Here is a 12,884-nt window from a genome sequence, read left to right on the forward strand (position 1 = left end):
ATGACGACGTCCTATATTGCCCCCCCGCCAGCCATGCCTGTTCCGCACGGTGCCGTTCGTCACTCGGTGGCGCAAATGCTGACCCAGTCGCCGGCGTTCAAGGCCATGTCACTTGCCGACCAGCAAGACATCGCCAGGAACACTGCCTTGGTGGCCGATTATATCGCACGGCCCGAAGGCATAGAGGGCCAGCGCCTCGAACCAGGTGCCCCTGCGCAGGCCCTGTTCGATCTTGGCGGAGGGACCGACCATAGCGCCAGCGAAGCGACCTGGGACCAGAAACAGGCGGCGGTCGATGCGATCGGACAGGATAATTTCACTGCCGATGCTGCACGCGAAGGTGCCAAGGTCGCTGGCGAATTGCTACGCGAAGTGAAATTCCCGACCTTTGTTTCTGGGCTGATAAACGGAGTTTTCCAATCTATTACAGATAGTTCCATACGCCAAATGGAGGCCTATCAGAAGATGATTGCTTCGGTAGCCACCAGTTTGAAGCAGTTTATGGACGATAATGTCGACGCCAATCAGGGTCGCGACCATATGGTGGATCAGTTTCCCGACCTTTTCGACATCGGGATGAGCGAGGATGAGGATAATCCCGGTCCACGACTGCGACTGCGCGAAGGCGTCGACGAGGGCGAGGCGCTGAAGGCGGTCAACAACAAGCTCGAATTCGAGAACGGAGCGCTGAAGAGCCTCGACCTTTCCGACGAGAATGTCGAAAAAGCGCTCGTCGAGAATAGCCGCATGCAACTCGCGCGCCAGCGCCAGCAGTTGATGGCGTCGATAGTTCTTATGGGAATCAATAGGATAGTTGTCACGGATGGCAAGATTTCGGCCAAGATAATGTATGACGTCAAGGCGCAGGACAGTCTGAAAAAGCGCCGCTCTGCGACCGCGATGGACGTTGCTCGCAACAAGGATGGATCGGTGCAGACCACCCATTCAGGTTCGGGCGAATATGACTCGGGCGGAAATGTCTCAAGCAGCTACACGCGCGGCGAAGGCGGCGGCAATGACTATGACGCCGACTATTATTCGAAAGGCAAATACCAGTACGAGAATAAACCGATCATCACCGCCTCAACCTCGGCATCGGAATCGAGCGAAGCAGCGATCCAGACCAAGATCCAGCTTTCCGGTGTGGTCGATGTCAACTTCAAGAGTGACTATCTGCCGCTCGACAAGATGGCGACGCCGGGCATGATCGCGGCCATTCAGGGCAATTCGACGCCGGTCGATCCGAATGTCGTGCCCAGCCCGCGCGCGGCACCCCCGGCAGCGGCTTCTGCACCTGCACCGGTCGCTGCGGCGCCCGTTGCCGCAGCGCCGGTAGCTTGAGGAATCGACACGATGTCCGTCAATATTGCCCCACCGCCTCAGAATCGCTCAACCGGCCTAAACGCCGGCGGCACCGCGCCGGGCCAAACGAGGGATGCCCTGGAAGCGGCGCGCGGCGCGGTACAGCGCTTGCTTACAGCCATCCCGACCTTTCCTGATCTGTCCGATGAAGAGCGTTCCAGAATGGCCAAAGCAACCGTTCAGGTGCTGTCATTCATGGCAGACCCGAACGGGGTTTATTCCGAAGTTGCCGACCGTGAGGCGCGCGGCGAACTGCCGAAAGGGACGCTGCCCGCGGAGATGGCGACCCCTCGTTCTGCCCCTGCACGCGCGCTGGAAGATGCTGTAGAGCAAACAAAACAGGCATTGGCGTCAAGTCCTGGCTTCGCAGGCAAGGATTTTGAGGCGGGAGCTGTTAAGCAAGGGGTACAGCAATTTGGGGAGATGGTACAAAAAGTCGATTTTCCCAAATTTGTTGGAGGTCTTATAAAAAATGTCTTTCAAGCTATAGTTGAGAGCTCAATAGATCAGATGCGGGCATATGGAGAATTGATCGCCAATGTCGCAAAAACGACAGATCAATTCATGCGAGACAATATTGGGGAAGCCGCAGGACGCGATTTTCTTGTCGATAGCTATCCAGATGTTTTCCAGATCGACACCGGATCTACCAGCGACAGTTTTGAAGGTACTGAGACGGCAGAAACCGCCCCGCCACCACGGCTCGCGACTGTGAGTGACGACGCTGCCGTAAGAATAGCGGAAATCAGCCGTAATCTGAACCTCAACCCGCCAGTGACCGATATTAGCGACGCAAATGCCGAGCTTCGGCTAGTCACCGCCGCGCGATTACAAATGGCAAAATCGCGCCAGCAACTGCTTTCGTCAATGGTAATGTTAGGTATAAATAGAATAGTCGTGACCGATGGTTCAATAAATGCAAAAGTAATTTTTGACATGCGGTCGAGTGATAAAGCAAAGCGCCAATATACAGCTTCGATGAATGACCGTTCGGCAACGGCGCTCAAGAATACAGCAAAAATGGAATATGGTTCGTGGTTTTCGCCTGTTTCGGCTGAAATGACCAATGAATTTTCAACCGAACATGTTGCGACTGTCGCCTCCGCAGTCGACGAAACCAGTGAATCCAAGGCTGAGGCAAAGGCCAAATTGTCAGGTGAGGTGCGGGTCAATTTCAAGAGCGACTATCTGCCACTGGATAAGATGGCGACCCCGGGGATGATGTCGGTAATCCAGGGCAATTCGACCCCCTTTAATCCCAACCAGCCCGAGGGCGGTGCGGCCGGAACTCGCGCGGGGTAGCGGGATGGCACTGCGGCTCATCCCCCCGCCACCCGCCCCTGCGGCGCAGATCGCACCTTGCGCCGATGCTGCGCTTGCGGCGGCGCTGGCGCAGTGCCAACGGCTTGTCGACCGGGCAACCGCACCGGGTCTGGCCTTTGCGCTCGACGACCTTAGCGGCATCGAATTGCCCGAACCGGCGGCGGCACGCATCGATCGTGCTCAATTGCGCGCGCTGGCCTCGCTTTATCTGGCGGCGGATTTGGAAGCTCCGGGTATTATCGCTGCGGTGGAAAGCCTAGCCGGGTTGTCGGCGAGCGGAGCGATCCAGGTTGATCTCGGCGGGGCAGGGCCGCTGGTCGCAGCTTGGTGGAGAGCCCGTCACGAGCAGATGACCGCGGAAGAGCGCAACGCCTTTTTTGCTCGGCTCTTCGGGACATCATCCGGGCCCGTCTCAGCCGAAACGGGCCGCAATACACGCTTCGAGGACCGCATGTTCGAGCTGGCAGAGGCATTGGTAAAGCTGGAGGAGGAGGGCGGTATGAATCCGTCGGGCGGGATACGCGCACAATCCCGGGTGCGTAGTGCCGCGCGCAACCTGTCGCACAATCTGAGCGACCACAGCGGTGGTGCCACCGCCTTCATTGCCAGCGAGGTGATGAAGACGCTTAAGGACGCATTTGCGGTACTGAGCCATCCGGCGATGCGGTCGGCCTTTCACGCCCGCGATCTGTGGGGCGTGGTCCGGGGCATCGCTCGCGCGGGCGGCCAGTTGCAATTGCCAGATGCACAACCTTATGTCCGCCGCGGCAAGGCCGGGATGATCCTGATCTCCTGGTTGGCCGACCGGCTGGAAGCCATAAGCGGCAATGCACCGCTCGTCGAGCTTGCCGATCCGGTGATTGCAGCAGCAGTCGATTGGCTGGAGGCGACGCTGGCGCTGGCCGACGGAGCCACCCCAGCGCCTTCGCCTGCAACCCAGAACGGGCAGCCCGCTTCGGTCTGGTCCGCGCTGGCGGACTGATATGGCCTTACCGCCCGCGCCCTTATCCGCGCCCACGATCGCTCCGCGCGATGACGCACGTCGTGCCTTGCATGCCCTTCTTGCCAACGATCCGGCCTATAGCGCGCTTGCCCCGGAAACGCGCCAGGCCATCGCCGGTTCACTTGCCAAGATCGGTTCGGCTGCCCTCGATATTGAGGAGGCCGCGGCGCCGCCACGCGCCCCGCTGGCCCGTGCGCATAATGCTGGAAGTGAATTTTCAGGCGTCGCGGTCGACCGTGTGGCTGGAACCGTCCAGAATACATTGAACGCAGTATCATTTCCCCGCTTTGTCAACGAGCTGATTACAGGCGTCTTCAAGGCCATGAATGACAGCCAGCAACAACAGCTTACGTCTTTTGTCGAGCTCATCCGGAACGTCGCCCAGACAACAGAAGGATTTGCCGATTCAAATGTCGGCGTGTCGGGTGCGCGCGCTTGGCTCGCCGAGCGCTTTCCCACCCACTACCAGATCGACGGTGGTGAGGAAATCGACATGGCGAGCGAATTGGAGGGACTCGATCCCGCCGAAGCCCGTGAACGGCGTGCCGAGATCCAGGCCGAGCAAGATGCCGCCACGCGCTTAATCCTGCGGCCCGGCGCGCAGCCACCTAGCGAAGCAGCATTGCGGTCCGCGCTTGGTGCAGAGGAGGGTGTGTCGCTGCCAGGGTCGGATCCGGAAGCATTGGTTCCACTCGCGCGCCAGATCCTCGCGCGCAATCGCCAACAAATGCTCGCAACCATGGTGCAAATGGGGCTTCAGCGCATAGTGATTGAATCGGGACTCATCCGGGCGTCGATGCGCCTGCACGTCGACGCCAGCAGTGTGGCCGAAAATGATCGCGGTTCGCAGTTCGATACACGCACCAATATGGATGTTGGTGGTGGTGCACGGTTCGGGCCGTGGGGCATGGAGGCAAAGGTGCAATCGACGATCGGTTATGTTTCGACCGAACGCAACCAATCGACTGAGGCAATCAACAGTTCGGTCGATCTCGACAGCGGCGTAGAGCTTCACTTCCGCACGGACTATGTCCCATTGAACCGCCTCGCTGGTAGTTCCGATGCCGAACGTATCCGCGGAAATACCCTGAATCCTGCAGCCGAGACCGAGCGCCTCGCGGCGGCGGACGCCGAGCGTGCAAGCGCCGCCCGGGCTCGCTTGGCCGAACGTCGCACCAGCCTTGACGGAGCAATTCGTGCGCCGCCCGATGCGCCCACAGGGTCGATCGAAACTGCGCGCTTTGTTCCACCTGCACGTGAAGAGAGTGGCGCGTCAGGTGGTGAGGGTCGAACCGGCTCAACAGCCGGGGCTGAAGCTACACGAGAAACGGCGAGTGCGGCGCATTAAGCAACGGTTCGAACGGCTTGCAGGCTATCTTCCTCTACCTTCCTGCCCGCGTTCGATCGGTTGCTTGCTCGGTAATGTGCTTCTTCACCATGGCGCGATGATTTGCCACGGCCTCTTGAGCAGTGTCACGGCAGGCACGATCAGCATTTTCATCGGCGACATGATCGGCAGTTGGGTGATTATTTACGGAGTGAAGGCCGGGATGGATTTTTACAGCCGGTCGCTGCGGTCTTAGCGCCAACTTCCAAGATTAGTGATAGCGGCTATTTTCCGCACAGGTGATTAATATTTACATGTTTGCAATAACAATTTCAAAGAAGCGGCAACTTTCCAAAACCAAAACGCGAATTTAAACATATACTTTACAATACATTATGGGAAAGTTCTGCAGCAAATATCACCTAGAACTGGCAGTACTTCTGTAGATAACTTTTCACATACGAAAAAAATCTGGACAATCTGTTTGCTGATGTTGCAAAGTGTAGCAGCGGAGGCATTTGTTTGTTGGTCCAAGTCCGATAAATGCTTAGAAAGTTGAAGCCTACATTACAGGCAGCCATTTTATTGGCACTTTCCTACATTGCCCTCTTTTATCTGTCGGTGGTCATATTTGGCGATGATTATGAGTTGGGTTTCGCGAGCCTGATATTTTTTCCAGCGTTCATCCGCCTGCTTGGTTATTTGATGATCGGCTTTTGGATCATCCCGACGCTGTTCTTCTCAGACCTGTTCATGGCATTTACCGGAAAACTCAATTTTTCTCCAGACTTGCAGGGCGATCTCGTGATTGTAGCAATGATCTCGGTGGGCGGGCCATTGGGCGTTGCCATTGCCGCTTACCTGACCAAATTGAAGCCCAGTCTTTCAAATCTCACGCCCCTACGCCTGCTTGCCCTGTCTTTCGGCTGTTCTCTCGGGAATGCTTTATTCCACCATATTGGAATGCGCCTGATAGGACAGGCCCAGACCGTCACTTCTGGAACAATCGGCATATTTATCGGCGACATGATTGGCAGTTGGACGATGATCTATTTGTTGAAAGGGCTACTGACTTTCTTCGGCCGCCGGCCGATGTGAGTATATATTGGGACGTGGGCAGTATTTTACATTTATATATGAAATGAATTGACCGCATTGGGCAATGCTTATACCGCCGTAGGGCATTCCAATTGGAATGGCACAACTGACCCATACTAATACCCAGCATCTTCGGATGCTGGGTTTTTTCATAGCATAGATTGCGGTAGCGGTTCGGCGGCAACTGAACAGCTCACAGTTGCTTGAAGTCAATTAAATTCCTGATATTATTCTGGATTTCCAATCAACCAGCGGTTTTGGCGAAGATCCTTGTGCATCTCGATCCTGCAATATTTGCACTCTGAAACCAAATGATTATCGATATATTTCGCGCGCTGTTGTGAGCGGATATGATAGCCGAAAGTGCAAAAGAACAATCTGCGAAGCAACGACATGACGCCCCCTTTGAAAGGCAATCATATTCAATTATGAAATCATATTTATCACTATTGATGCCGTTTTGGCAGTAATCATCCCCAAATGTGTTACAAATGCGCGAAACTGGAGAGTGATCTGCCGAATAGTTCGTGCGTCGTTACAATAGAAAGTCTGGAAGCAGGGTTTTTCTAAACCCTTGGAAAACTGGAGCGGGCGAAGGGATTCGAACCCTCGACCCCAACCTTGGCAAGGTTGTGCTCTACCCCTGAGCTACGCCCGCTCTGGCGGCTGGAATCAGGTGATGTCCAGCGGGTGAGGCGCGCCATTAGCAGGCGATTTCAGGGGCCGCAAGCCCTTTATCACGGCAAAATTGCTTTGCATTTTGTGGCGATAGCAACGCAATCACTTGGCATATGGTGGCCGCACCCCACATAGGGCGTGCAGATGATTCGAATTCCGGGAGCATGAACTTTGGCAAGCATGGGTTTGACCACCGAAGAGCAGAAAGCGGTGCAGGCGTTTCGCAACGATGTTGTCGAACCGTCGATGACCAAGCTCGTCATTCTCGATTTCTGGGCTGAATGGTGCGGCCCGTGCAAACAATTGACGCCGGTGCTCGAAAAGGTGGCAACGGATTATGCCGACAAGGGCGTCGTGCTCGCCAAGATCAATGTCGACGAGAACAAGTTCATCGCGGCGCAATTCCAGATCCGGTCTATCCCGACTGTCTATGCGATGTTTCAGGGGCAACCCGTTGCAGACCTGACCAATGCCCGTACCGAACCTCAGCTTTCTGCGATGCTCGACCAGCTATTGGCGAAACTGCCAGTGCAGGCAGGCGGAGCCGGCGATGCTGGCCCCAGCCTTGATGAAGTCGCGGCTGCCGGGGCGGACGCCTTGGCTGAGGGTGCGAACGAAGAAGCCTATGCGATCTTCACCGAGATACTTGGCGTCGATCCTGAACATAAAGCGGCGCTTGCCGGGATGCTTGAAGCGCTGATCGCGCTTGATCGTGCCGCCGAAGCGCAGGCGATCTTTACCAGCCTGTCGGACGAGCAGCGTGCCGACTCTGCGCTGGAACGAGTGGGTACAAAGCTCTCGATCGTGGCTGAAGCGCGCGATCCCGAAGAGCTGCGTGCGTTGCGCGCTGCGGCTGAGGCGGACCCCGCCGATCACCAGGCCCGCTATGACCTTGCCAACGCATTGATGGCAGCCAATGACCGTGACGGCGCTGCAGAGGCGCTGTTGGCCATCATTGCAACCGATCGCGAATGGAATGACGGTGCGGCGCGCAGCCGCTTGCTCGAGATTTTCAGCATGATTGGCCTCGAAGATCCCTGGGTCGCGGCGACCCGACGGAAACTTTCCGCGATATTGTTCGGCTGATGGGCACCAAGCGGATCTCGATCTTTCCTTTGGGCGGCGCGATCCTGCTGCCCGATATGCAGTTGCCGCTGCATATTTTCGAGCCGCGCTATCGGGCGTTGGTGGGCGACGCGCTTGCGCGAGACCGGATGATCGGGATGATCCAGCCAATGGGTGGCGGTGATAATCCTTCGCTTTTCGCGGTGGGTTGTCTTGGTCGCATCGGCGATGTCGAGGCACTCGCCGATGGCCGCTACAATATTGTTCTGGAGGGGTTGCAGCGCTTCACCATGGTACGTGAACTCGAAGTGACCACACCGTTCCGCCAGATTGAGGCGACCTTGTGGGACGAGGATGACACCAGCGATACCTTGTCGCTTGGCGAACGCGCCGCGCTCGAAGCAGAGGCGCGCCGCTTTGCCGATGCACAGGGCTATGCGGTTGATTGGAATGCGGTCAGCCAGCTCGATGATTTTTCGCTGGTGAATGTGATTGCCCAGATCGCCCCGTTCGATGTCGCTGCAAAGCAGGCCTTGCTTGAGTCAAAAGGTCTCGCCGCCCGCAACGAACTGGTTATCCAGCTGATGCAGTTTTTCGGACGTCAGGATGGTTTTGACGACCGCATGACGCTGCAATAGGCCTAGCCGCCGAAGCTGGCCCGTAAACCGTCAATCACAAACTGCGCAGCTAGCGCGCCGAGCAATACGCCGAGCAGACGGGTGATGACCGCCTCGGCTTTGGCACCCAGCACGCGCATGATCGGCCCTGCTGCGATCAAGGCGATGAGCGTGAGCAACAAAACGGAAGCGAGCGCGCCGAGGACGACCAGCGATCGGTCCATGCCTTCATTCTGGCTCATCAACAGCATCACCGATGCGATCGAGCCCGGCCCCGCAATCATCGGCATCGCCATTGGGAAGACCGAGACATCCTCAATCTCTGGCGTTTCAATGATCTTCTGCGCTCGCTCTTCACGCCGCTCGGTGCGCTTTTCGAATACCATGTCGATCGCAATGAGGAACAGCATGATGCCCCCCGCAATACGGAAACTGTTCAGTTCGATATGCAGGGCACCGAGAAGGTCTTCGCCGAACAACGCGAAGACGAAGAGGATCGCAGCGGCGATGATCGAGGCACGGATCGCCATGCCGCGGCGCTGCTGCGCGCTGGCACCCTTGGTTAGGCTGGCATAGATCGGCGCGCAGCCTGGTGGATCGATCACTACGAAAAAGGTGATGAATGCGGAAATGAACAGCTCAACCATTGGGTGCCGCCGCAACCTTGTTGGCAATCACCGTGTCAAAATCGCTGCCATTCCAGAGGCGCACGATCAGCGTTCGCTGCCCATCGGGCATTACGATCCATGTGTAATTGAGGCTCTGGTCAATCGACAGTCCCATTTTCATTTTCGCCCCTTCGGGCGGCGCTGAAATGGGGGCGTTGGGTTGGCCCTTGCAACTGGCGATCCGCGTTTCGATCATTTCCGGTGCGGTCAAAGGCGCAGGCAATGCGTCGCCATGGTCGAGCACCCATTTCCATTCGCCCTTGCCCAGGAAGGAGGGCGGGGCATATTTGGGCAGCTTGCCCTTTGCCTGCCATTGCCAGACAGTGGTGAAATAGCCGGTTTTTCCATCAGGAAGCTGCCACGCCCCGGTCGTGACGCCGGTTCTTCCGTCACACGACATATAGGCCTTGTGCGGCTGCCATTTGGGCGTCGCCTCAGGCTCTTCATTCAACTTCAGCGCATCGGCAAGCAGCGTTGGTTGCGGCAGGAAAACCACCGCATCCTTGGTGCCGGTTTCTTGCTGTGCGGCGCGAAACCCTTTTTCCTGCGCGAGCCGGTTGAATGCGATCTCCGCGGCAATGATCGCGCTGGGATTGGCGCTGGGCGATGTACCGCCGCGCATCATGGGTTGTGCGGCACAACCACTTGCCAGAATTGCGATTGCGGCGGTGGTAGAAAGCAGTCGGTAACCGGTCATCACCGGCTTATAGCCCTTCAGGGTCCGCCAAACCAGCCCGGCGATGCGCAGCAACCAATGTGTTGCGCAACAGGCAGGCGATGGTCATCGGCCCGACACCACCTGGAACCGGTGTGATGGCAGATGCAAGCTCGAGCGCGCTTGCATAATCGACGTCGCCCACAAGTCGGCCTTTGGTTTCGCCCTCTGCAGGATCAAGGCGGTTGATGCCGACATCGATGACGACCGCACCCGGCTTCAACCAGTCACCTTTCACCATTTCGGCGCGACCAACGGCGGCAACGACGATGTCGGCCTGCTGGACGCGGGCTTTCAGGTCGCGGGTGCGGCTGTGCGCGATGGTGACAGTGCAGTTTTCAGCGAGCAGCAACTGCGCCATCGGCTTACCCACAAGGATCGATCGCCCGATCACAATCGCATCCTTGCCCGACAGATCGCCGATATGATCCTTCAGCAGCATCAGCGAGCCGAGCGGTGTGCAAGGGACAAGTCCGGGCAGACCCAGAGCGAGGCGGCCAGTGCTGATCGGAGTCAGCCCGTCGACATCCTTTTCCGGGCTGATCGCATCGACCACGGCCTGTTCGTCGAGATGTTTGGGCAGGGGCAGCTGGACGAGGATGCCATCGACACTCTCGTCAGCGTTCAACTGGCGTACAAGTGCGATCAGCTCTTCTTGTTTGGTGTCGGCAGGCAGGCGATGTTCGAAACTTGCCATGCCGGCAGCAACCGTGGCCTTGCCTTTGGAGGCGACATAGACTGCGCTCGCCGCATCATCACCCACCAGCACAACCGCCAGGCCGGGCACGCGACCGGTGGCGCTCGAAAAAGCGGGAACCGCCTCAGCTATGCGCGCGCGCAATCCGGCCGCAAACGCCTTGCCATCAATGATCGTCGCACCGCTCAAAGCGCACCGCTCATATACAGGTCGCTATAAAGGCCGCCCAAAAGCATCTGGATGATACGCAATCCGATAATCAGCACGATCGGCGAAAAATCGATCATCCCGGTATCGGGCATGATCTTGCGAATGGGCTTCAGCATCGGATCGAGGATGAGGTTCAGCGATTGCCAGATGGAGGCGACGAAATTGTTCGACAGGCTGACGACATTGAACGCGATCAGCAGGCTGAGCACGAATTGCACGATCACTACGGTCGATACGATGGTGACAAGGTAACCGATGATCTGGATAAGCGCGAGGAGCATCTTGGACTTTCCAAAAGCGAATGATGCGCCCGATTAGCCGAGGCAGCGCGCTGTATCAACTGGGCATTACACCTTATTCCCCTCTCCCGTTTGGAAAGGGGCCGGCCTTACTTATGCACCAGCGTTCCTGCACCGCGTGCGGTGAAGATTTCGAGCAGGCTGACATGCGGTACCCGGCCATCAAGGATAACCGCGGCTTCGGTTCCGCCTTCGACCGCTGCGATGCAGGTTTCCAGCTTCGGTATCATGCCGCCCGTGACGGTGCCGTCGGCGCGCAGGGCCGCAATCTGCTTGGGATCAAGGTCTGTCAGCAGCTTGCCCGACTTGTCGAGAACGCCGGCCACATCGGTCAGCAGGAAAAGGCGCGCTGCACCCAGCGCCGCGGCAATCGCGCCAGCCATGGTGTCGGCATTTATGTTGTAGGTTTGCCCGGTCGTATCGACGCCGATCGGGGCAACAACCGGAATCATTCCGCTCTCGGAAATCGTGTCGAGCAGGCTGCGGTCGATATGCTTGGGTGTTCCGACAAAACCAAGGTCGACCGCGCGTTCGATATTGCTATCAGGATCACGGGTGGTGCCCTCGACTTTTTCGGCGATCACGAAACCGCCATCCTTGCCCGAAATGCCGACAGCGCGACCACCGGCCTGGGCGATCCAGCTGACCAGTTCTTTATTGATGGCGCCCGAAAGAACCATTTCCGCCACACGTGCGGTTTCGGCATCGGTGACGCGCAGGCCATCGACAAAGCTCGATTCAACGCCAAGCTTTTTGAGCATCGCACCAATTTGCGGCCCGCCGCCATGAACGACGACCGGATTGATTCCGACAGCTTTCAGCAGCACGACATCCTCGGCAAAATTACGCGCTGCTTCGGGATCACCCATGGCGTGGCCGCCATATTTGATCACAAAGGTCTTGCCGGCATAGCGCTGCATATAAGGCAGCGCCTCGGTCAGCGTTTCGGCCTTGGCCAACAGCCCCTGCATCTGGGCGTCATCGGGTGCGTGCGTCGTCATGCGGCGCGGGTTAGCGCCCGATCGCAATACGCGCAACTATATTGCAGGTTCAGGCCGGCTTGGCATCCAATCGTTGCCCAAGCTTGACGCAGGCAGTGATCAGTATTGGCACGAAAACCACAACCAATGTCAGCTTGGCGATGATCTGGCCGGTCATGATGTTGACGATCGGCATTTCCTGCCCTGATCCTGGATCGACCACGCCATAAAAAGCGATGGTGATGAATAGCACCGTATCTAGCGCTTGCGAGAGCAGGCCCGCAATCAACCCGCGCAGCCAGGCTGCACGCCCAGTGCCTTCGCCTTTCAGCTTTGTGAAGACATAGACGTTGAGCGTTTGCGAGATTCCATAGGAAATCAGACCTGCCAGTTGCAGTCGCGCGCCTTGGCCCAATATGCCGGCGAATTGGTCCTGCAAGGTCCAGAAAGGGGCGGGGGGCATGCGGATAACAATGAAAATCAGCGCCATCGACAGGATCAGCGGAATGAAACCATATCGGACAAGCTTGTCGGCTATATCCTTGCCATGCAGTTCGGCAACCGCGCTCGACAGCACCACCAGCATCAGGAAAGCGAAAATCCCTGATTCCACATGAAGCGGGCCGATTTCGGAAATCTTGGTGCCAAGCACACCTGCGAGAACGACGAGCCCGCCATAAAGCAGCGCATAGACGAACAAGGATCGCGGGATCATCGTTCCACTATTCTGGTTGTCGGTCATCGCGGCGCTCCCCTTTTTGTCAGATTGCTAATGGTTAGCGGCTATTTTCGAGCGTGCAAGCGTGCGAACCGGCTATTCACAGCTTATCGTCACGCCGAAC

14 protein-coding genes and 1 tRNA gene are annotated in these 12,884 nt (G+C 57.4%); 8 read left to right on the forward strand and 7 right to left on the reverse strand.

Features of this window, described 5'->3' with window-relative positions; translation table 11 throughout:
• From ACFSAG_RS07560 to ACFSAG_RS07585, 6 genes are all read left to right on the forward strand, one after another.
• Positions 1 to 1,341, forward strand: coding sequence for a hypothetical protein (locus ACFSAG_RS07560; protein ID WP_381513091.1), 1,341 nt, complete (start codon positions 1 to 3; stop codon positions 1,339 to 1,341).
• A gap of 12 nt (positions 1,342 to 1,353) precedes the next feature.
• A complete protein-coding gene (locus ACFSAG_RS07565) occupies positions 1,354 to 2,664 on the forward strand; it encodes a hypothetical protein (RefSeq protein WP_381513093.1) in 1,311 nt (436 codons plus the stop codon).
• Positions 2,665 to 2,668: 4 nt separating this feature from the next.
• Positions 2,669 to 3,667 carry a hypothetical protein gene (locus ACFSAG_RS07570; protein WP_381513095.1) on the forward strand — a complete coding sequence of 333 codons (999 nt, stop codon included), beginning with the start codon at positions 2,669 to 2,671 and terminating at the stop codon, positions 3,665 to 3,667.
• Position 3,668: 1 nt separating this feature from the next.
• Positions 3,669 to 5,036 (forward strand): hypothetical protein, encoded by a 1,368-nt coding sequence (locus ACFSAG_RS07575; protein WP_381513097.1) that lies wholly within the window; start codon positions 3,669 to 3,671, stop codon positions 5,034 to 5,036.
• Positions 5,023 to 5,271 (forward strand): hypothetical protein, encoded by a 249-nt coding sequence (locus tag ACFSAG_RS07580; RefSeq protein WP_381513100.1) that lies wholly within the window; start codon positions 5,023 to 5,025, stop codon positions 5,269 to 5,271. The genes ACFSAG_RS07575 and ACFSAG_RS07580 overlap by 14 nt, the downstream gene beginning before the upstream one ends.
• A gap of 329 nt (positions 5,272 to 5,600) precedes the next feature.
• Positions 5,601 to 6,113, forward strand: coding sequence for a hypothetical protein (locus ACFSAG_RS07585; RefSeq protein ID WP_374612090.1), 513 nt, complete (start codon positions 5,601 to 5,603; stop codon positions 6,111 to 6,113).
• Between the two features lie 583 nt (positions 6,114 to 6,696).
• Here the strand turns inward: ACFSAG_RS07585 and ACFSAG_RS07590 are convergent.
• Positions 6,697 to 6,771: transfer RNA gene (locus tag ACFSAG_RS07590), tRNA-Gly, on the reverse strand.
• A 200-nt stretch (positions 6,772 to 6,971) separates the two neighbouring features.
• On the opposite strand from ACFSAG_RS07590, the gene ACFSAG_RS07595 reads away from it, so the two are divergent.
• Complete coding sequence (locus ACFSAG_RS07595; protein ID WP_381513102.1) at positions 6,972 to 7,877, forward strand: tetratricopeptide repeat protein; 906 nt, start codon at positions 6,972 to 6,974, stop codon at positions 7,875 to 7,877.
• The gene (locus tag ACFSAG_RS07600; RefSeq protein WP_381513105.1) at positions 7,877 to 8,494 is read left to right on the forward strand and encodes an LON peptidase substrate-binding domain-containing protein; all 618 of its coding nucleotides are present in this window, start codon (positions 7,877 to 7,879) and stop codon (positions 8,492 to 8,494) included. The genes ACFSAG_RS07595 and ACFSAG_RS07600 overlap by 1 nt, the downstream gene beginning before the upstream one ends.
• Before the next feature lie 2 nt (positions 8,495 to 8,496).
• On the opposite strand, the gene ACFSAG_RS07605 is transcribed toward ACFSAG_RS07600, so the two are convergent.
• The 6 genes from ACFSAG_RS07605 to ACFSAG_RS07630 form a co-directional block, all read right to left on the reverse strand.
• Positions 8,497 to 9,120: a MarC family protein gene (locus ACFSAG_RS07605; RefSeq protein ID WP_381513107.1), complete on the reverse strand. Its 624-nt coding sequence runs from the start codon at positions 9,118 to 9,120 to the stop codon at positions 8,497 to 8,499.
• Positions 9,113 to 9,838: a hypothetical protein gene (locus ACFSAG_RS07610; protein ID WP_381513110.1), complete on the reverse strand. Its 726-nt coding sequence runs from the start codon at positions 9,836 to 9,838 to the stop codon at positions 9,113 to 9,115. Before ACFSAG_RS07610 ends, ACFSAG_RS07605 begins: the two co-directional genes overlap by 8 nt.
• Positions 9,839 to 9,845: 7 nt before the next feature.
• Complete coding sequence (gene folD, locus ACFSAG_RS07615) at positions 9,846 to 10,742, reverse strand: bifunctional methylenetetrahydrofolate dehydrogenase/methenyltetrahydrofolate cyclohydrolase FolD (RefSeq protein WP_381513111.1); 897 nt, start codon at positions 10,740 to 10,742, stop codon at positions 9,846 to 9,848.
• A complete protein-coding gene (locus ACFSAG_RS07620; protein ID WP_381513114.1) occupies positions 10,739 to 11,044 on the reverse strand; it encodes a YggT family protein in 306 nt (101 codons plus the stop codon). The genes folD and ACFSAG_RS07620 overlap by 4 nt, the downstream gene beginning before the upstream one ends.
• Positions 11,045 to 11,151: 107 nt before the next feature.
• Positions 11,152 to 12,063: an acetylglutamate kinase gene (argB, locus tag ACFSAG_RS07625; RefSeq protein WP_381513117.1), complete on the reverse strand. Its 912-nt coding sequence runs from the start codon at positions 12,061 to 12,063 to the stop codon at positions 11,152 to 11,154.
• Between the two features lie 49 nt (positions 12,064 to 12,112).
• Positions 12,113 to 12,784: a queuosine precursor transporter gene (locus ACFSAG_RS07630; protein ID WP_381513120.1), complete on the reverse strand. Its 672-nt coding sequence runs from the start codon at positions 12,782 to 12,784 to the stop codon at positions 12,113 to 12,115.
• Positions 12,785 to 12,884 lie beyond the last annotated feature (100 nt).

Source organism: Sphingorhabdus buctiana (genome assembly GCF_042680825.1).
GTDB lineage: Bacteria > Pseudomonadota > Alphaproteobacteria > Sphingomonadales > Sphingomonadaceae > Sphingorhabdus_B > Sphingorhabdus_B buctiana.

Coding starts and splice junctions, on each gene's coding strand:
- ACFSAG_RS07560 (WP_381513091.1), top strand. CDS start 1: ATGACGACGTCCTATATTGCCCCCCCGCCAGCCATGCCTGTTCCGCAC.
- ACFSAG_RS07565 (WP_381513093.1), top strand. CDS start 1,354: ATGTCCGTCAATATTGCCCCACCGCCTCAGAATCGCTCAACCGGCCTA.
- ACFSAG_RS07570 (WP_381513095.1), top strand. CDS start 2,669: ATGGCACTGCGGCTCATCCCCCCGCCACCCGCCCCTGCGGCGCAGATC.
- ACFSAG_RS07575 (WP_381513097.1), top strand. CDS start 3,669: ATGGCCTTACCGCCCGCGCCCTTATCCGCGCCCACGATCGCTCCGCGC.
- ACFSAG_RS07595 (WP_381513102.1), top strand. CDS start 6,972: ATGGGTTTGACCACCGAAGAGCAGAAAGCGGTGCAGGCGTTTCGCAAC.
- ACFSAG_RS07600 (WP_381513105.1), top strand. CDS start 7,877: ATGGGCACCAAGCGGATCTCGATCTTTCCTTTGGGCGGCGCGATCCTG.
- ACFSAG_RS07605 (WP_381513107.1), bottom strand. CDS start 9,120: ATGGTTGAGCTGTTCATTTCCGCATTCATCACCTTTTTCGTAGTGATC.
- ACFSAG_RS07610 (WP_381513110.1), bottom strand. CDS start 9,838: ATGACCGGTTACCGACTGCTTTCTACCACCGCCGCAATCGCAATTCTG.
- ACFSAG_RS07620 (WP_381513114.1), bottom strand. CDS start 11,044: ATGCTCCTCGCGCTTATCCAGATCATCGGTTACCTTGTCACCATCGTA.
- argB (WP_381513117.1), bottom strand. CDS start 12,063: ATGACGACGCACGCACCCGATGACGCCCAGATGCAGGGGCTGTTGGCC.
- ACFSAG_RS07630 (WP_381513120.1), bottom strand. CDS start 12,784: ATGACCGACAACCAGAATAGTGGAACGATGATCCCGCGATCCTTGTTC.